This is a genomic window from Pseudomonas sp. RL_5y_Pfl2_69, assembly GCF_963970465.1.
Lineage (GTDB): Bacteria > Pseudomonadota > Gammaproteobacteria > Pseudomonadales > Pseudomonadaceae > Aquipseudomonas.
Window position 1 is genome coordinate 84,932 of the sequence record NZ_CAXAOU010000009.1, and the last position, 17,634, is coordinate 102,565.

Consider the following 17,634-nt stretch of genomic DNA (forward strand, 5'->3'; position numbering starts at 1 on the left):
TTTACCGGAATTCAAAAAGTTCGATGTGCAAGTTAGTTGGTGGAATATTCAGTGCTCGCATAATTTCACGAACGTTAACCAATAGGCCCTTAGGACCGCAGAAACTGATTTGAACCTTGTCGGGGGAGGTTTTTTTAACGGCTTGACGCATTGTTTCGGCCAGTACATCGAGACCCTTGTCATTGCTCACAAACTCGACGCCTCGAGCTTGTGCCATACCGAGCAAGTGCTCTGCGGGCGGGAAGGCGCGAGCGGGATTGAAGCAATATACAAGGGTCGCTTTATCCAGATTTTTAGCGCCAGGATCTTTCAGCCAGGAAACAAATGGTGAGATGCCTACGCCTGCGCCAATCCAGATTTCGCGTTCAGCCTGGGGCTGGCGTTTAAAGCGGCCATATGGGGCGTAAATATCTGCGAGCATGCCAATCTTGACCTGTTCGGTCAGTTTTTTGGTGTAGTCCCCCAGTGGCCGTATCAAGAACTCGATCTGTCCACTTTCATCATTGGCGCTTGCAATGGTGAAAGGATGAGGCTCTCGCAGGCCATTTTGTTTCATCGCCAGAAAAGCAAATTGCCCAGGTTTGAAGGCGAACCCTTTGTGTACCGGAGTGAGTGTTAAGTGAAGTGTTCCATTTTTGCTCGTAACTGCGGTTACCCGATATTCTCCAGCGCGGGCGACAAAGGGGTACAGCGTTAATTTGTAGACTGCTGCAATCACACCCAATCCGCATAGCGAGACCAGCCATACCCCGGAAGGGCTAGTCAAAGTAATCGGTGATTTAAAGCTGAGCCAGTGCACAATTACGATCAAGAACAATAGGCCGGACAGTTTGTGCCACCAGCGCCAGACGTTGTAGGGAATATTACGGTTTAAGGCGAGCAGAACAATCAAGCCCAGGGCGACGTAGCTCAATTGACGTACGAGCCGGGTCCAGTACTTGGGCAGCTCCCAAATAGGTACGCTGTTCCAGGCATCCAGATTGGCCTTGAAAACAAAGTGGTAGGTGGCAAATACCAAGGCCCAGACACCTAGCCATTTATGCGCATCATAGACTCGGTCCAAGCCACCAAAAATGTTTTCAATCACCCTCCAGCGACTCGCGAGCAGGCAGGACGCAGCCATGTAAACCATGGCTGTCGCGCCGAGAACCAAACTCAGGGTCGCCGAGGTTAGCCAAGTATTGACAGGGATCTCGATTAGCAGAGATATGGTTGTGATTAACAATAAACCGACGATCCAGTGCCAGTTTTTCAACGCTTATGCTCCTTTTAGCAACCCGAGGTATGGTTTGAAAATTTACTTTTATCTTCATTGAGAAGGCACGTATCTCAGACCTTAGCAGGTTACAAAAAAAGGGAGGGTGATCTCGATCAGCACCATGGCACGTGAAGTGTGAGCCTCGTCGGTAATCGAGAGAGTTACAGATAAACATATAAGGCGTGTAAGCAAGTCCGGCTAGTGGCGTCTGGGTAGCATTCGAATCAGTGTGTTATCGCCAACCAGGTAATGATGGAAAAGTCCTGCGCCGGCGTGTAGACCGATTAGCCAATATCCAGCACTGCCTAACCATTCATGCCAGTGTTTAAACTGCCTCGCCATATCGGGATCCAGAGCTATGGGCGAGGGGAGCGTAAAATCGAAATACGGAACGGATTTGCCTGCGGCACTGAGCATTAACCAGGCCAGCACGGGTGTGGCAATCATAAGCACGTAAAGTGAGATGTGCGTCAGAAAGGCTAATGTCCTCTGCCAGGCAGGAGGACGGGGCAAGATTGGCGGGCGTTGTTTCAAACGCCCCAGAAGCCGGACCCATACCAGTGCGAAAATAGCCATCCCGAACATGGCATGCATTCCCAGCAAGGGGGCCTTGAATGTGCTGCCTCGAGGTAGTAATCCCTTGATCTCTATACAAGCGTAAACACCGAAAAATAGCGCCAGTATTAACCAATGCAAAATAATCGACAGATTTGCGTAACGCTGAGCAACTGAATCGTGGGTCATGAGAGGCCTCGAAAGAGTCATTGCAGGCATTCGAATTATTCGTGTTGCCTGGATTCGGCCTGTAACCGAATCGACGTATGTCAACCTATAGTCAGAGTCTTAATGAAGTCTGAAGGTGATCTTCAGACTTCGTTAAGAAATGCTCCCGATACTCCTCCCAACATGATCCCGGGAGGAGTCAGCAATGCCCCATTTCGACTGGAAAATTCCCTTACCACTGCGCTTCGGTCACGTCGGAAATTCTCAGATGTGTCTGGCTAGAGCGCTGCCAGATGACCCCCAGCGTCCAGTTTTTGAAGCCTTTATTCAACAACGCTTCCGAACAGCCCACGGTGCCGACATCCGTCATTTTATGCCCGAGCTATTCGGTATGAGTGACGCTGCGGGTGAACTCTTTGCGGTAGCGGGTGTTCGCAGGGCGAGTGCCGAGCCGCTATTTCTGGAACGCTATCTGGATGAATCGATTGATCCGCTGATAAGTGCCACAGCGGGTCGTCCCGTGGAACGCTCGGGCATAGTCGAGGTAGGTAACCTGGTAGCCAGCGACACTGGCAGTGCACGTTTGAGCATCATAGCTATCACCTATTTATTGGCCATGGGCGGGCAGGAGTGGGTGGCGTTTACTGGCAACGCGGGCTTGGTGAACAGCTTCCATCGGCTTGGATTGAAGCCGGTGACACTCTGTGCCGCCGATCCGGCGCGATTGGGTGATGACCAACACGAGTGGGGCAGTTACTACGAAAGCAAGCCTTGTGTGCACGTCGGTAACATCCTGGCAGGCTTCAATCATCTGCATACTGCGGGACTGCTCGGTCGCCTTGGGCTGACATTGTCCGGTGAGGAGTCCAGTCATGTCGCTTGAAGTCCAACGTTTCAAACATATGTTGCGCAGCCACGCTGAACAGAAAACCAACACCATCGCCTTGTGGGGCGATCAACTGAAGTTGAACTACGCCACGCTCTACGCTGAAGTGATGTATCGCCAGCAACGACTGCGCGATGAGCAGATCAAGGTTATTGCACTGGCGTTGGACAATGGCGCTGAACTAATTCTCTGGGACCTGGCTGCTCTGTTTGAAGGCGTGACATGCCTCATGCTGCCACCATTCTTTAGCCCGGGACAACGTAAGCATTGTTTGATACAGAGCCAGGCTGAGCGGGTGATTGCGGAGCCGCAGCTGGAAGCAGAACTGGAATCCGCAGGATATGTGCGTAGCGGGGTGTTCTGGAGTAAAGCCTTCAGCGGCGCGAGTCCGATGCACGAGGGGACTGCCAAACTGACCTTCACCTCGGGTACTACCGGAACCCCCAAAGGCGTTTGCTTAAGCGCCGAAGCGATTTTGCGGGTCGTTCGCGAGCTGGATCATGCGAGCAAACCCACCGATTTGCAGCATCACCTGGCTCTGCTGCCTCTGGCGATCTTGCTGGAAAATATCGGGTGCTACGCCGCGCTATACGCGGGTGCGACCTTGAGTTTGCCAGGCCAGAAAACCCTGGGTATTGAGGGCGCCAGTGGCGTCGATGTGGCGCGATTGCTTGGTTGCTTGGCCAGCCGTGCGCCGGCAAGCCTGATTCTGGTGCCGCAACTACTGTTGATATTGGTCAGCGCTGCGGAGCAGAAAGTGTTCAATCCGCAGACGTTACGCTTTGTGGCTGTGGGCGGGGCTCGTGTCAGTGAAGCATTGCTGCATCGTGCGCATCGGGAGGGCTTGCCAGTTTACGAAGGCTACGGACTCTCGGAGTGCGCCTCGGTAGTGTGCCTGAATCGGCCAGGTTCCCAGCGTCCCGGTAGTGTGGGTCGCCCCCTACCGCATGTGGAAATCCGCTTGGCCGACGACGGTGAAGTGCTGATCAAGGGGGCTCCTCTGCTCGGTTATTTAGGCGATACACCGCACGTTGAACAGTGGTGGCCAAGCGGGGATCTTGGGGAGTTTGATCCTGAAGGTTATCTCTATCTCAGAGGACGCAAGAAACATCAGTTCGTTACCAGCTTCGGCCGTAATGTAAATCCTGAATGGGTCGAAGCCGAACTGACCCAGGGCCGCCATATTGCTCAGGCCTTTGTCTACGGCGAAGCCATGCCTGGTAATCATGCTCTGCTCTGGCCCCATCGTCCCGATTGTGCCGACGTTGATCTGGCCGCTGCCGTAGCTCAAGCCAACGAAGCCTTGCCCGATTACGCTCAAGTCCATCACTGGACCCGGTTGGATCAACCTTTCACCCCCGCGAATGGTTTTCTCACCGCAAATGGCCGCCCACGTCGCGACGCAATCGTCGAGCATTACCAAGCGCAGCTTACTCAATTCGCTTTTTCCGAAGGATCTACAAAATGAATTTTTTCGACACTCTCCAAGAAGCTACCAAGCAGGAACGTCATGAGCTGTTCACTTTGCCGATCATCCGCGATGCCCTCGAAGGCAAGGTAAGCCTGGAGAGCTACCAGGCTTTTCTGACCCAAGCCTATTACCATGTGCGTCACACCGTACCGTTGATGATGGCGTGTGGCAGCCGTCTGCCGTCGCGCCTGGAATGGCTGCGTAAAGCAGTCTGCGAATATATTGAAGATGAGTACGGGCACGAGCAATGGGTACTCAACGACATTGAGGCTTGCGGCGCAGACAAGGCTGCGGTACCCGATGGTCAGCCGTCTTTACCGATCGAGTTGATGGTCAGCTTCCTCTATGACTTGATCGCCCGTGACAACCCTGTCGGACTATTCGGCATGGTCAATGTTTTGGAGGGTACCAGCATTGCTTTGGCCACTCACGCTGCAGGCAGCATTCGCGAACGTCTTGAACTGCCGGAAAGCGCGTTCAGTTACCTGAGCTCTCACGGCTCCCTCGACGTTGAACACATGCAGACTTACCGCCGTTTGATGAACAGACTCGATGACCCTGCCGACCAAGCTGCCGTTATTCATGCCTCGAAAGTGGTCTACAGGCTCTATACCGACATGTTTCGCGGTTTGCCACGTGACCAGGAGAGCTTGCATGCGATTGTCTGATGCTCGCGTGGTCTTGACCGGTGCAAGTGGAGGAATCGGCCTGGCAATTGCCAACGCACTTTGTGCCAGTGGCGCTCGCGTGCTAGCGATAGCCAGACACCGGGAAGCGCTTGGCCCGCTGCTGACACACTATCCGCAGCATTTGTGTTGGGTAGCTGCTGATCTGACGTGCTCTACTGACCGAAGCAAAGTGTTAGCGGCTGCTGAGGCCATAGGCGGCATCAATCTGTTGATCAATGCTGCCGGAGTCAATCACTTTGCAATGCTTGAACAGCTCGATGACAGCGAAATCAACGCAATGTTGGCGGTTAATATCAGCGCCCCGATTTGTCTGACAAAGCTGCTCTTGCCTCTGCTTAAGCAGGCTGACACTGCGATGATAGTTAACGTTGGTTCGACGTATGGCTCCATTGGCTATGCCGGTTACGCCAGCTACTGCGCGACGAAGTTTGCACTGCGTGGGTTTTCTGAAGCCCTAAGGCGGGAGCTGGCGGATACCCGGGTTGGCGTGCTCTATGTTGCGCCGCGTGCCACCCGTACCACGATGAACAGCCCTGCGGCACAAGCACTGAACGATGCATTGAATGCCAGCGTTGATGATCCACAAACCGTTGCTTCGGCGGTGATCCATTCGATTGCAGGTGACCGTCGGGATTTGTATTTAGGCTGGCAGGAGCGCTTTTTCGTACGGCTCAATAGTCTTCTGCCCCATTTGGTGGACAAAGGTTTACGTAAGCACTTGCCTTTGATTCGCCGCCTCAGCATCAAGCCTGAAAAAGAGAAGCACGAGCCATGAAAAACCTCACCGCATGCTTGCTATTGCTGACTTTAAGCCCAAGTGTTTGGGCCATGGATAATGGTGACCAGCAACGCCTAGCTGGCATTCAGAAAAGCTGGGCACATGTCCAGTACGAAGTTCCTACCGAACAACGTACTGCAGCCTTCGAACAACTGGCGGCTCAAACCACGGCATTCACCCAAGAGCGTCCATCCGTGGCCGAAGCCTGGATTTGGTCCGGTATTGTGACCAGCAGCTGGGCTGGTGCGCAGGGTGGCCTCGGCGCATTGAACAAAGTGAAAGAGGCGAAGGCTGACCTGGAAAAAGCCTTGGTCCTTGATCCTGACGCTCTGCAAGGTTCTGCATACACAAGCCTTGCAGCTTTGTATGACCGTGTACCTGGCTGGCCTATAGGTTTCGGCGATGCCAACAAAGCAGAACAGTTGCTCAAACAGGCCTTGCAACTGAACCCGACGGGCATCGATAGTCTGTACTTCTGGGGTGACCACCTTTACCGTCAAAAACATTACGCTGAGTCCAAAATTGCTTTGCAAAGAGCCTTGCTTGCCGCGCCTCGACCAGGAAGGGAAAGCGCCGATACAGGACGACGCAAAGAGATCGAGGTTTTGCTGGCGGACGTGAATAAAAAAATAAACTGACAGGGGTCTGTGTGCGGCTATTACTGATTGAGGATGACGCGGCGCTTGGCGAAGGTATCCATCAAGCCCTGGTGCGCGAGGGTTACACTGTCGATTGGCTCCAGGATGGTAGCAGCGCTCTACATGCGCTACTCAGCGAAAGTTTCGATTTGGCAATACTCGACCTCGGTCTTCCGCGAATGGACGGTTTGGAGGTACTGCGTCGTCTGCGAGACAGTACCTCTAATCTACCGGTACTCATTCTAACCGCTCGGGATGCTACCGAAGACCGTATTGCCGGTTTAGATGCCGGAGCAGATGACTACTTGATCAAGCCCTTCGATCTAGCCGAACTCAAAGCGCGTATACGCGCTTTATTAAGACGAAGTGCTGGGCGTGCGCAAATGTTGATAGAGCACGCGGGTATCAGTCTGAATCCGGGAACGCAGCAAGTCAGCTATCAAGGTAAAGCGGTGGCTTTGACACCCAAGGAGTATCAGTTACTGCATGAGCTGCTCTCGCCACCTGGGCGAGTAATGACACGCGATCACCTGATGCAGTTACTCTACGGTTGGAGTGAGGAAGCTGAAAGCAACACGCTCGAAGTGCATATACATCATCTGCGCAAGAAGTTCTCAAGCGACCTGATTCGCACTATTCGCGGCGTAGGCTATCTGGTGGAGGAGCGCGGATGATGTCGATCAGGCGCCGAACCTTGACGCTTATCATTGGCTTGCTGCTCGCTGGCCTGGGAGTGATAAGCGTCTTCAACTTGCACGACAGTAATCATGAAATCGCTGAAGTCTATGATGCACAACTGGTGCAAAATGCACGATTACTGCAGGGCGTGATGCGCATGCCGTTGGCCAGCAAGGAGCAAGCAGATCTTTATCAAGCGTTCAACAAAGCCTTGAGCGAAGCACAACCATGGACTGATGGTCATCCCTATGAATCCAAGATCGCTTTTCAAGTCTGGGACTCTAAGGGTGATGTGCTGGTGCACACTGCAAGCGCCCCAACCTTGAACTCTCCCCCTGGTATGCCTGGTTTCAACGATGTCGTTGACCTGAATAATCGTCAATGGCGTGCGTTTATGCTTGAAGACAAACAGAACCAATTACGTATCTGGGTTGGTGAGCGAGACGATGTGCGTACGGACTTAGTGGATCGGATCGTACGTCACACCCTGTGGCCCAATATCCTGGGAAGTCTGCTTCTGGCCGCGATGATCTGGCTAGCGATTGGTTGGGGCCTGCGGCCCTTAGAAAATATGGCTGCAATATTACGGGCGCGTCACAGCGGGTCTCTGGAACCTCTGCACATGGCACCGTTGCCCAGTGAGCTGGAACCCATGCAAGCAGCGCTGAATCGGATGCTCGCGCAAATCCAAGAAGTGCTAGGCCGTGAGCGGCGCTTCATCGCCGATGCTGCCCATGAAATGCGCACGCCACTGGCTGTGCTACGGGTACATGCGCAAAACTTGCTAGAGGCGGGTACCGAGCTGGAGCGTCGTGAATCACTGGCGTATTTGATTGCAGGTGTGGACCGTACCAGTCGGTTAGTCAACCAATTGCTCACCATGGCTCGAATGGAGCCGCAACCAGGCGTGAGTACTCCTCAATACATTGATCTTGCCGCCACGGTTCGTGAAAGCCTGGTTCAGTTAACTCCTTGGTTATTGAGTAAAAAGTTAGAACTGGTTTTTGATGTCAATGGTGAGATTAGCCCTGTCCGGGTTGATGCTTCGGCAATCAATATTGCTTTGAATAACTTGGTAACCAACGCTGCCAATTTCTCCCCTGCCAACGGATTGATTACCGTGCGATTAGCTAAAAAAATCGATCACTACGCGCTTTCAGTTGAGGACGATGGGCCTGGGATTGATGAGTCGGAACGTGAGCGGCTTTTTGAGCGCTTTTATAGTCGCAGAAATGATCAGGGAGCCGGGTTGGGATTGACGATTGTTCAGGCGATTGCTGTTCACTTAGGAGGGGAGGTCCGCCTAGAAAATCGTGCATGTGGGGGGCTCTGTGCAACGTTAGAGATTTGGCGTTTTTAAAGGCCATCACTGCGTTCATCTAATGTAGGTAAATCTGTGACTTGGTCGATCAACGAATTGGTTAGCGCGCCACGCACCAACCCTTAGTCACGCAATTGTAAAATTGGGACAACAGGGCTTCAGTCAATCTAGTCTTGGTTATTTGAAGTGGGGGCTCTTCATGCTCCGAGAAGCGAAAGAGGACGAGACGTCTAATACAGCCGCGGCCACACATCGTTACGGTAGCCAGCGTCTGAAAATGAAGGCGCCATGCATGCGCCCGAAAAAACTCCTGGTGCAGCTCATCCGGCTATACTGCCAAAATGCCTAAAAAATATTATTTGCTGTTAAAACCCTCAAAAATATTGAATAGCATTGTCACACGACTGCTATTGGTGGCGTTGTGTATTGTCATTTTTGGTGCTGTCATACGCGAGTATGCGCTGACCAAGTTTCTGCATGAAGAGTTGAGCACAGTCGTAAAAAAGCAACAGTTAGCGCTTGCCACTTATGTTGCTCATGATATTGATAGGAAAATCACCCAGCGTCAGATGTTGATTCAGCGTCTTGCTGTATCATTACCCATTGATCTCATCGCCCAGCCTGGGAAGTTGAGTGTTTGGCTCAAAGAGCATTACGAGTACCAGGTTCTATTTTCTGTAGGATTATTAATCGTCAGCCCGGACGGTCAGTTGCTCGCGGGTTATCCTGCCCAGAAGGGACAAGCAACCGTTCACTATTCTGATCGGGATTACATTGAAGCGGGGCGTGCCGGCCGTTCGCTCATCGGTCGCCCCGAATTGACGGGGGGCCTCAAGGAACCGATGTTACCTATAGCAGCGCCTATTTTTAACGATACCGGTAAAGTGCAGGCTATATTAGTCGGCTTTACCGCGCTGGCTGCGCCTGGGTTTATGGAGTTATTGCTCAACAAAAGCATGGATAATCCAGCAGGTTGGGTAAAAGTAGTATTTCCGAAAGATAAAATGCTCGTCACGTTTTCAGCGCTTGGCATAACACTTAAATCAACACCAGCCCCGGGCATCAACACACTTTATGACAGTGCCGTTGCGGGGTTTCGTGGCGCAGGCCTGACGACTAACTCGGGAGGTGTTGAAGTTGTTTCGGCCATGGCATCTGTGCCGAGTACGGGCTGGTTTGTTGTAGCCAGTTTGCCAAACAAAGAAGCGTTTGCATTAGTGAGTCGCGTTCAGATTTTTTTGATTAAAGGTGCCGTGGTGGCAATTTTCTTATTCGCCATTTTGTCATCAGCCGGACTGTATATAGTTTTTCGTCATCTGTTCCACGCCGTCGCCCAAGCTGACCGCATGACACGGGATGAAATACCACTGGCCCCGATACCTGTTGTTTACAACGATGAAATTGGACATCTGATTACAGCTTTCAATCGCTTGCTGCTCAAGCTGAATGAGAATCAGACCGAACTAAAAAGAATTGCTCTTCATGACCCCCTCACAGGTTTACCCAACAGAGCCTATCTCTCTGCACGGCTGCGACAAGTGTTGGCTCTGGCACAAAGGCAACATACGGTTGTGGCGTTGTTATTCATGGATTTAGATGGCTTTAAATATATTAATGACACACTGGGTCATGAGGCCGGGGACGAGGTTTTGCGCCAGGTAACGAAGCGTTTTTCAAGCATCATAAGGGAAAGCGATACGTTGGCACGGATCGGAGGCGATGAATTTATCGTTGTTGCAACTGATCTTGGCGATAACGCAGAAGATACCGCACACACAATAGCGGCCAAATGCATTGACGCACTAAGTTCTCCTTTTTTTATTGCAGGAGAAGTTTGCGTCGTGGGCGTTTCGATAGGAGTTGCTCTAGGTGATGGGGATAGCTCTTCGGATGAGCTTCTATTAGCAGCTGATCAGGTTATGTACCAAGTCAAAAAAGCCGGGCGTGGCCGGTACATGGCCTGCCGGGTCTAAACGGTTGCCGGCTCTGAACATGCTCTTCCAGCATTTACCGGGGCAGTCGAAACACTGTGCGCTAACCCCCCAGTTGCGTCCATCCGCAAATTGTTGACCATTATCAATCTGCCCCCCGTCGAACCTCTGCATTCTTGAAATCAAACCTGGAGGCATCATCAACGATGCAATCAGCTTGCTCGCCCGGGTTGCGGCAGAGCAAAGCCGGCGAATTCAAAGACCGCTACAGCGCTCAATGGCTAACGAGGGCGGGGGAACAATGAACGACACTCTTGATATTGCAGGAGCGGCAGCTGCGCTAGGGATCGGGATGCTGATTGGTCTTGAGCGCGAACGGCGCAAGGGGCGGGGGGACAGTCGCGCCTGTGCCGGCTTGCGCACGTTCACGATCACCGCATTGTTGGGCTATGGCGCGATGCAGGTCGGCGGAGGCCTGCTGGTAGGGATCGTGGCAACCGGTCTGGCATTGCTTGTCTCGGTGGCTTATTGGCGACACCAGAGTCATGACCCAGGAGTCACGAGCGAAGTCGCATTATTTTCGGTCTTAATACTCGGTGCGTTATGCAACATTGCACCGGAGCTGGCCATTGCCATGGGAGTAGTGATCGCGGGATTGCTGACCTATCGCCAGAAACTGCATCACTTTGCAATCAGTCAGTTGAGCGAAGCAGAAATACGCGACGGACTAATTTTGCTGATTGCAGCGCTCGTAGTGTTGCCACTGGTGCCGGATCGTTTCATTGGTCCCTATGCTGCCATCAATCTACGGACCATTTGCACTCTTACCGTGTTGTTGATGGTGATCGGAGCAGTGGGGCATATTGCAGTTCGTATTCTGGGTTCGCGTTACGGCTATGCAATCTCCGCCATCGCTTCCGGGTTCGCCTCAAGTACCGTAACAATTGCCAACATGGGACAGCGGGTCATCAGTGAGCCAGCGAATGTCAAAATCCTCAGCGCGGCAGCTGTCCTTTCCAATCTGGCTACCATCACGCAGATCGGCCTGATCCTTGTGGCGGTTGACCCGGCTCTTTTGCAGAGCATGTGGACGCCGTTGCTGTGCGGATTCATCAATACCGCGCTATACGGCGCTTGCTTGTTGTTTCACAACACAACAGGAGGGTGCAGTGCACCGATCAAGGTTGAAGGCGCATTCAATCTCAAGCTCGCATTGATCGTGACGCTGACCATGACCGGCATTACCCTGTTGTCATCCGCAATGCTCAGCCACTTCGGTCAGGTGGGCGTGATGCTGACCGCCACCTTTACTGGGTTTGCCGACCCGCATTCCTCGACCGCGTCCATTGCCTCCCTGGCCAAGGCAGGGCTGTTGCCGTTTTCTGCCATTGCTACTCCCACGGTAATTGCAATCAGCAGTAATTCCATCAGCAAGTGCCTGGTGGCCTGGGTCAGCGGAGGCAGACGATTTGCAGCCTACGTCATCCCGGGCCAGATATTGCTGACACTGTCTCTATGGGGGGGAGTCTGGGTGCACTGAGGGTGTTAAGCCTGGTCGTAAGACTCAAACAACAGGCGTTGCCACCGGATCTTTTAGCCTGGTACATCGCGCTGTCAGCGTGTCCGAGCAGCTCTTCGACACAGGCGCCATCGACGGGAAACAAGCTTATGCCGACGCTGATGCTGATTTCTACACGGTGTGCATCGATCATGAACGGCTGATTCATCGTGGCGACCAATTTGTTGCCCAGAGCTTCAACACTCTCCGGCGTGTCCATGCCGGTAATCATGATTGCAAACTCGTCTCCGCCTAAACGGGAGACGACATCGGAACTGCGAACAGACTGGCCAAGACGTTCAGCCACGGCATACAGCAGTTTGTCCCCACAAGCGTGCCCCATGCTGTCGTTAACGGATTTGAAATGATCCAGGTCTATGAACATTAACGCCAATGACTGACAGTGTTTACCGGCGTGATTGATCGACTGGTTGAGCAACGTCAGGAATAAACTGCGGTTCGGCAGCCCGGTCAGGGCATCGTGGAACGCCAACTGCTGCATGGCCGCGCGCTCGTCATCCATGATTTGGACGTTATGCAGGATGGCGATGAAATGGGTCACAACGCCGTGGTCGTCGAGCACTGGAGTAATCACCTGATTGACCATGCAGTTGCCTCCATCCTTGCGCCGTTCAACCATCTGCCCCCGCCAGGTCAGACCTGCCAGTATCGTCAGCCACAGATTGCAGTAGAAGCTCGTACTTTGTCTGCCCGAAGCAAGGAGATGCGGGGTTTTGCCAATCAACTCCTGCCTCGAATAGCCGCTCAGGAGGCAAAAGGCTTTATTGATCCAGACGATGCACCCTGTCCGCTCCGTGACCAATACCGGGTTAGACGCAGCATCAAACGCCCTTAACAGTAATTGCTGGTCAGTTTCGATCATTGCACCCTCCGATACCGCCATCGTTGCGCGATAGTTTAATGAAGCCTAGGTGCAAAAGGCTGGAAGGGTGTTGATCAAAATCAACTGAACGGGCGGCGTCACAAAGAGCGTCTGCAACTGATAAAGATCAAGTTGCCAGGGCACATAAAGCTCAATCTGAACACCTACTCACGCATTGAAGCGGCCTTTGGCCGAGGTGTATTATGTCCCAGACTAAGCGCTTACTGTTGATTGCCCCCCAGACAATGACTCGCACACCTGCGTTCGGGCGGGCAGGGGCATTGGCGCTTGCAATGCAATTACCGCTGCATATCGTGGCGTTTGATTATTTACAGGCCCTGGCTGTTGCAGGCCTGTTCGCCCCCGAGCAAATCAACCTTGCCCGGGACGGATACTTGCAAACCCACCGGCAATGGCTCGCAGAGCAAGCCGGCTTGATGAGCACACATGGCGTTAAAGTCACCAGTGAGGTGCTGTGGGTCCATCACCCTTATGAAGAGATACTGCACTTCGTCAATGACATGTCACTGGCGTTGATCATCAAGGATGTCCAGGAAGAAACAGCCTTGAAACGTGTCTTTTTCACGCCACTGGACTGGCAACTGTTGCGCGACTGCCCGGCCCCGGTACATCTGGTGACGCACTCACGCAACCCGCTTCCGCGCAGAGTGCTGGCAATTGTCGATGTGTTGCGCAGTGAACAGCAAGACCTGGTCTTCAATGACCAGATACTCGAAGCGGCCAGCAAGCTCGCTGAGCAATGCAATGCTCAGCTCGAACTGGTGCATGTTTATGACTGGGTCGCGGTGTATGCCATGGACATGGGGCTTGGTGTGCTCCCCTTGGCCACCGGCCTCTATGAAGCGCTTGGGGAGTCACAACATGATGCATTTACATCCCTTGCCGATCGCCACGGCGTGCCTCTTGAGCACCGTCATTTCATAGAGGGCTCGCCACTGCTGAGTATCTGTGACTTTGCCCGGGATCATGAGAGTGACGTCATCGTTATGGGTACGGTGCAGCATCGGGGCTTGAGCAAGTGGTTGGGCTCAACTGCAGAAGGTCTGTTGCAAAAGGCGCCGTGTAGCGTGCTGGCGATCAAGCCGTAGAGCGTCCGGTCACTGATGCTGAGAATCTGCTGGCAGGTTTGCCCGGCACTCGAAGAGTGTGTGTGATGAGCCAATATCAACGCTTGCTGCTGATTGCCGACCATACGCTGTATCACTCGCCAGCACTGTTACGTGCAGTGGCCCTGGCAAAGGCGTGTGATGCGGCTTTGGGCATACGTTCATTCATTGAACCTACACCCATGGTTCATTTGTGGGAAACCCGGAAGGATTTGATCGGTTCATTGGCAGTAATACGGAGCGGGCCCTGTATTCCGTGCCCGGCAGTGTGCTGGCGGTCAGACAACCGCAATAAAAAGCCAAGGTATTTCATGAACCTGTTTGCCATGCAATGACCCGACATGCTCCCTGCAGTTTCCGATTTATTGATAAAGATCAAATGCCATCCCGGACAGCCGCGGATACTTCCTCCTTTAACTCACCTTTTCGAAACCACGCTGCAGAGGAACAACCATGCGTAAATGCCTGTCCATCTCATTGCTGACTTTAATGCTGATAACAACCGCTGGGTGCAGTCATCAGCATGAACAGGAGTGGAACGCGCGTCTAGAGTCTGCAGAGGACAACGCGGCAACCGCGCGCTTGCATGCTGACGAAGCCTACTTAAAGGCCGAACAGGCCCAGCAGGCTGCCGACGAAGCCAATCAGCGAACCCGACCTACGGCCCCGAAGGTATCGCCGCACAGATGAATTCGACGCAATCTAAATCACGTCTAGCTCGCACGGGCCGCACGGTTTGGGGGCATCGCCGGCCTATCGGCAGAGGCGAATGGCGGTGTTAAAGATCAAGGTGATGGATAACTTGGTGCAGGTCGTCTGGATCGCTATGGGTCTTGAAGCCCAACGCTGAAGCCAACTGCCGCATAAGGTTGTTGCTGGAGGCATCAAGGGAATACATAGAGGTAAAACCGTTCGTGCGAGCGGCCTTGATTAAATGCTCCATCAAGAGCGTGCCCAGCCCCAGATGCTGCCAGTCATCCGCGACAGTTATCGCACATTCACATTCATCCTCGCCCGTTGCTGCATAGCGGCTTATGCCTATCTCGATCAGGCTGCCATTTTCGTGGACCAGTGCGATGTAAGCCATCCGATCGTGATTATCGATATCCATCAATTGATCGAGCATGGCAGCGCCCGGCTCATTTACCTGTGTGAGAAAGCGCATATGCCGGGACTCGGGGGACAGACGTTTGACAAAGACGACTTCCCGCTCCCGGTCATTTTCCGTCAGAGGCCGAATCAATACGTGGCGACCATCCCCGAGCGCTTCAATCCAGTGTTGTCCACCTGGCCAAGCGTAGGCTGCAGCAGCCTGGTCGTTGTGCTCTTTGACAGTCAGCATGGGGCAATCCTCTATAGGGTTTAAAAGGCTGACGCGCCATGAAAAACCGCGCGGTTCATACCTTTCTACCTCGCTGACAGCCATTGAGTCTGATCTGGATCAGATTTTCTTGACACAAAGGTGAACTATCAGCCGTTGGTGGCGGGGAGGGCGCATATTCTGCTATTGAAAAATCGCCATTCAAGTGGGCATCCGCTCTCTCACATCGGAGCCCGATGACAGCCTGCAACCAGTTGTTTGAGTCCTTCCATGTCAAGGATAGTGACGTTTCGTCCTGCGATGCTGACCAGCCCTTGATCGCGCAGGTGCGCAATGCCCCGGCAGATGGTTTCAAGTCGCAACCCCAGGTAGGAGCCGATTTCTTCCCGTCGCATTTTCAGCACGAAGCTTCTGGAAGAATAACCACGGGTACTGAAACGCAGCGACAGGTTGAGCAAAAAAGCTGCCATCCTTTCATCAGAGTTCATGTTGCCCATAAGCATCAACATGCTGTGGTCACGGACGATTTCGCGGCTAAGAAGCTTGTTGAGGTTGTGCTGCAGCGACGGCAGGTTTTGCGCCAGTTTCTCCAGTTGTGCAAAGTGGATAGGGCACACTTCGCTGTCCTCAAGGGCAAGCGCATTGCAGACATGCTCATCGGCACTGATGGCGTCCAGCCCCAGCATCTCGCCAGGAATATGAAAGCCGGTGACCTGTTCGCGCCCGTCGACTGACACCATGCTGGTTTTAAATGAACCTGTGCGGACTGCGTAAAGCGAGCGCAGTGGATCCCCGGTCCTGTAGAGCGCCACCCCTTTTTTAACCTTGAGGCGTTGCACTATCAGTGTATCCAGACGTTCGACCTCCGGCCCGGTCAAACCAATCGGCAAACACAGCTCAAGCACGCTGCAGCTGGAGCAAGCAGCCTTGAGGTGGTGAATGTGCAGAGCCAAGACTTCTGACATGGAGGTAGCGTCATCTGAGAATGTGCTCGGTAAGCATAGGGGGAGGTGAAGTTGCACATATCGCTCATTTACGTGCTTGGCGTGATAACAGACGAGCGGGTCTGAACACGTGGCCCTTCAAAGGTGCATGACGTTCACATCACACAGCCTTCGGCGACCGTTCAGCTCCCGATGCATGTACCGCAACTGGAAACACACGACATAGATGGGGGGGCTGCGCAGACGCAGGGGAGCTTAAATAAAGCGGACAGGGTGGGGGCACGGGTATCTGATATAGATCAAGCCCGCTTGAGAGCTAAGGAGGAATCTGGACAACTTCTGATACACGTTCTGGCCACGATCCACCTGACAATGAGCTGGCCAAAAAGCCCTGACAGGACGTCTGGCTTTCACGGTTCATGAGGTCTGTCATGCTGAAAATAAAGCGTATTTTGTTGATTGCCCCCACCGAAATGACCCGTACCCCGGCATTCAACCGAGCGCAGGAGCTGGCCTGTGCAACCAGAGCGTTACTGCATATTGTCGCCTTTGACTATGTGCAGACACTGGCTGTGGCCGGTTTGTTTGACTACAACGCAATGGCTCAGGCTAGGGAAGGTTATTTGCAGGTACATCGTCAGTGGCTGGAGCAACAAGCACGTTTTCAAAGGTCGGCGGGGGCGCAGGTGACCACGGAAGTTGTGTGGGCCAGATCAAGCCTGGCGCATGTGCTGGCCTATGTGAATAACTTTCGAGCCGATCTGGTGATCAAGGACACCCTACATGTCAGAGCTATTGACCGCGTATTCCATCCTCCCCTGGACTGGCAACTGCTGCGTGACTGCTCAGCGGCTGTCCATCTGGTGACCAATGGCAACAATCCAAAGCCCTTGAAAATTCTCGCGGCCATAGATCTGTCACATCTGGAGGCACTCAGCCATGGCCTTAACGAGCATATTCTTGAACTGGCCACGACGTTGACACACGCCTGTAGTGCTGACTTGCATATGGTCAACGTCAGCAATTGGTCTGTGGTGGAGCATTCCACCAAAAGTGTGCCGACTCAAAGTCTGGACGACAGTTTGCGAGACGCCGTGACCGATGCGCAGGACGAAGGCTTTGAGGTGCTTGGCGAACGCTATGACATCGAAAAAACACACCGGCATCAGCTGACTGGTATACCTCATCGGGTGATCGCTGATTACGCAAAAGGCAATGCCTTCGACATGGTTGTACTGGGTACAGGATATCAACACGGTATTGAACGATTCATCGGCAGTACCGCCGAGAACCTGCTGAACCGAAGCTCTTGCAGTTTGACAATCGTCAAGCCAGCATCCTGGCTTGATTAAGTACGCTGCCGTCACACTTGAAGTTGATAAATATCAACTGTCGGGCTTGCAAAGGAGCCATCAATAGCATTGCCAT

The 17,634-nt window shown here is 53.1% G+C and carries 17 protein-coding genes and 1 pseudogene; 13 read left to right on the plus strand and 5 right to left on the minus strand.

The window, feature by feature from the left end; all coding sequences use genetic code 11:
• Position 1: 1 nt before the first annotated feature.
• Together AACY07_RS16245 and AACY07_RS16250 are read right to left on the minus strand one after the other, a co-directional pair.
• A complete protein-coding gene (locus tag AACY07_RS16245) occupies positions 2-1,255 on the minus strand; it encodes a ferredoxin reductase family protein (protein ID WP_339476085.1) in 1,254 nt (417 codons plus the stop codon).
• A gap of 201 nt (positions 1,256-1,456) precedes the next feature.
• Positions 1,457-2,002 carry a cytochrome b gene (locus tag AACY07_RS16250; RefSeq protein ID WP_339476088.1) on the minus strand — a complete coding sequence of 182 codons (546 nt, stop codon included), beginning with the start codon at positions 2,000-2,002 and terminating at the stop codon, positions 1,457-1,459.
• 184 nt (positions 2,003-2,186) lie between these two features.
• Here AACY07_RS16250 and AACY07_RS16255 point away from each other — a divergent pair, with 184 nt between their 5' ends.
• The 9 genes from AACY07_RS16255 (at position 2,187) to AACY07_RS16295 (ending at position 11,913) form a co-directional block, all read left to right on the plus strand.
• Positions 2,187-2,864: a thermostable hemolysin gene (locus AACY07_RS16255; protein ID WP_339476090.1), complete on the plus strand. Its 678-nt coding sequence runs from the start codon at positions 2,187-2,189 to the stop codon at positions 2,862-2,864.
• A complete protein-coding gene (locus AACY07_RS16260) occupies positions 2,854-4,335 on the plus strand; it encodes an AMP-binding protein (protein WP_339476093.1) in 1,482 nt (493 codons plus the stop codon). Before AACY07_RS16255 ends, AACY07_RS16260 begins: the two co-directional genes overlap by 11 nt.
• The gene (locus tag AACY07_RS16265) at positions 4,332-5,006 is read left to right on the plus strand and encodes a TenA family transcriptional regulator (RefSeq protein ID WP_339476096.1); all 675 of its coding nucleotides are present in this window, start codon (positions 4,332-4,334) and stop codon (positions 5,004-5,006) included. The genes AACY07_RS16260 and AACY07_RS16265 overlap by 4 nt, the downstream gene beginning before the upstream one ends.
• Complete coding sequence (locus tag AACY07_RS16270) at positions 4,993-5,802, plus strand: SDR family oxidoreductase (RefSeq protein WP_339476098.1); 810 nt, start codon at positions 4,993-4,995, stop codon at positions 5,800-5,802. Before AACY07_RS16265 ends, AACY07_RS16270 begins: the two co-directional genes overlap by 14 nt.
• On the plus strand, positions 5,799-6,443 hold the full coding sequence (locus AACY07_RS16275; protein ID WP_339476101.1) for a tetratricopeptide repeat protein: 645 nt from the start codon (positions 5,799-5,801) through the stop codon (positions 6,441-6,443). Before AACY07_RS16270 ends, AACY07_RS16275 begins: the two co-directional genes overlap by 4 nt.
• 11 nt (positions 6,444-6,454) lie before the next feature.
• On the plus strand, positions 6,455-7,117 hold the full coding sequence (locus AACY07_RS16280; protein WP_339476104.1) for a response regulator: 663 nt from the start codon (positions 6,455-6,457) through the stop codon (positions 7,115-7,117).
• Positions 7,114-8,481 carry a sensor histidine kinase gene (locus AACY07_RS16285; RefSeq protein WP_339476107.1) on the plus strand — a complete coding sequence of 456 codons (1,368 nt, stop codon included), beginning with the start codon at positions 7,114-7,116 and terminating at the stop codon, positions 8,479-8,481. The genes AACY07_RS16280 and AACY07_RS16285 overlap by 4 nt, the downstream gene beginning before the upstream one ends.
• A gap of 302 nt (positions 8,482-8,783) precedes the next feature.
• Positions 8,784-10,415, plus strand: coding sequence for a diguanylate cyclase domain-containing protein (locus AACY07_RS16290; RefSeq protein ID WP_339476110.1), 1,632 nt, complete (start codon positions 8,784-8,786; stop codon positions 10,413-10,415).
• A gap of 259 nt (positions 10,416-10,674) precedes the next feature.
• Positions 10,675-11,913: an MgtC/SapB family protein gene (locus tag AACY07_RS16295; protein ID WP_339476113.1), complete on the plus strand. Its 1,239-nt coding sequence runs from the start codon at positions 10,675-10,677 to the stop codon at positions 11,911-11,913.
• Here AACY07_RS16295 and AACY07_RS16300 read toward each other — a convergent pair.
• Positions 11,855-12,814 (minus strand): sensor domain-containing diguanylate cyclase, encoded by a 960-nt coding sequence (locus AACY07_RS16300; protein ID WP_339476114.1) that lies wholly within the window; start codon positions 12,812-12,814, stop codon positions 11,855-11,857. The genes AACY07_RS16295 and AACY07_RS16300 overlap by 59 nt on opposite strands.
• A gap of 203 nt (positions 12,815-13,017) precedes the next feature.
• Here AACY07_RS16300 and AACY07_RS16305 point away from each other — a divergent pair, with 203 nt between their 5' ends.
• The 3 genes and pseudogenes from AACY07_RS16305 (at position 13,018) to AACY07_RS16315 (ending at position 14,631) form a co-directional block, all read left to right on the plus strand.
• The gene (locus AACY07_RS16305) at positions 13,018-13,923 is read left to right on the plus strand and encodes a universal stress protein (protein ID WP_339476115.1); all 906 of its coding nucleotides are present in this window, start codon (positions 13,018-13,020) and stop codon (positions 13,921-13,923) included.
• 65 nt (positions 13,924-13,988) lie between these two features.
• A pseudogene (locus AACY07_RS16310) lies at positions 13,989-14,153 on the plus strand (universal stress protein); the annotation flags it as partial.
• Positions 14,154-14,394: 241 nt separating this feature from the next.
• Positions 14,395-14,631: an Lpp/OprI family alanine-zipper lipoprotein gene (locus AACY07_RS16315; RefSeq protein WP_339476117.1), complete on the plus strand. Its 237-nt coding sequence runs from the start codon at positions 14,395-14,397 to the stop codon at positions 14,629-14,631.
• An 88-nt stretch (positions 14,632-14,719) separates the two neighbouring features.
• Here the strand turns inward: AACY07_RS16315 and AACY07_RS16320 are convergent, their stop codons facing one another.
• The gene (locus tag AACY07_RS16320) at positions 14,720-15,283 is read right to left on the minus strand and encodes a GNAT family N-acetyltransferase (RefSeq protein WP_048361788.1); all 564 of its coding nucleotides are present in this window, start codon (positions 15,281-15,283) and stop codon (positions 14,720-14,722) included.
• A 200-nt stretch (positions 15,284-15,483) separates the two neighbouring features.
• Entirely contained in the window at positions 15,484-16,227 is a 744-nt protein-coding gene (gene fnr, locus AACY07_RS16325) for a fumarate/nitrate reduction transcriptional regulator Fnr (protein ID WP_339476124.1), read from the minus strand.
• A 410-nt stretch (positions 16,228-16,637) separates the two neighbouring features.
• On the opposite strand from fnr, the gene AACY07_RS16330 reads away from it, so the two are divergent.
• Complete coding sequence (locus AACY07_RS16330; protein WP_339476127.1) at positions 16,638-17,558, plus strand: universal stress protein; 921 nt, start codon at positions 16,638-16,640, stop codon at positions 17,556-17,558.
• Positions 17,559-17,634 lie beyond the last annotated feature (76 nt).

Bases quoted from the DNA above. Each gene is read 5' to 3' on its own strand.
- AACY07_RS16250 (WP_339476088.1), bottom strand. From the start codon at position 2,002: ATGACCCACGATTCAGTTGCTCAGCGTTACGCAAATCTGTCGATTATT.
- AACY07_RS16255 (WP_339476090.1), top strand. From the start codon at position 2,187: ATGCCCCATTTCGACTGGAAAATTCCCTTACCACTGCGCTTCGGTCAC.
- AACY07_RS16260 (WP_339476093.1), top strand. From the start codon at position 2,854: ATGTCGCTTGAAGTCCAACGTTTCAAACATATGTTGCGCAGCCACGCT.
- AACY07_RS16265 (WP_339476096.1), top strand. From the start codon at position 4,332: ATGAATTTTTTCGACACTCTCCAAGAAGCTACCAAGCAGGAACGTCAT.
- AACY07_RS16270 (WP_339476098.1), top strand. From the start codon at position 4,993: ATGCGATTGTCTGATGCTCGCGTGGTCTTGACCGGTGCAAGTGGAGGA.
- AACY07_RS16275 (WP_339476101.1), top strand. From the start codon at position 5,799: ATGAAAAACCTCACCGCATGCTTGCTATTGCTGACTTTAAGCCCAAGT.
- AACY07_RS16285 (WP_339476107.1), top strand. From the start codon at position 7,114: ATGATGTCGATCAGGCGCCGAACCTTGACGCTTATCATTGGCTTGCTG.
- AACY07_RS16290 (WP_339476110.1), top strand. From the start codon at position 8,784: ATGCCTAAAAAATATTATTTGCTGTTAAAACCCTCAAAAATATTGAAT.
- AACY07_RS16295 (WP_339476113.1), top strand. From the start codon at position 10,675: ATGAACGACACTCTTGATATTGCAGGAGCGGCAGCTGCGCTAGGGATC.
- AACY07_RS16300 (WP_339476114.1), bottom strand. From the start codon at position 12,814: ATGATCGAAACTGACCAGCAATTACTGTTAAGGGCGTTTGATGCTGCG.
- AACY07_RS16305 (WP_339476115.1), top strand. From the start codon at position 13,018: ATGTCCCAGACTAAGCGCTTACTGTTGATTGCCCCCCAGACAATGACT.
- AACY07_RS16315 (WP_339476117.1), top strand. From the start codon at position 14,395: ATGCGTAAATGCCTGTCCATCTCATTGCTGACTTTAATGCTGATAACA.
- AACY07_RS16320 (WP_048361788.1), bottom strand. From the start codon at position 15,283: ATGCTGACTGTCAAAGAGCACAACGACCAGGCTGCTGCAGCCTACGCT.
- fnr (WP_339476124.1), bottom strand. From the start codon at position 16,227: ATGTCAGAAGTCTTGGCTCTGCACATTCACCACCTCAAGGCTGCTTGC.
- AACY07_RS16330 (WP_339476127.1), top strand. From the start codon at position 16,638: ATGCTGAAAATAAAGCGTATTTTGTTGATTGCCCCCACCGAAATGACC.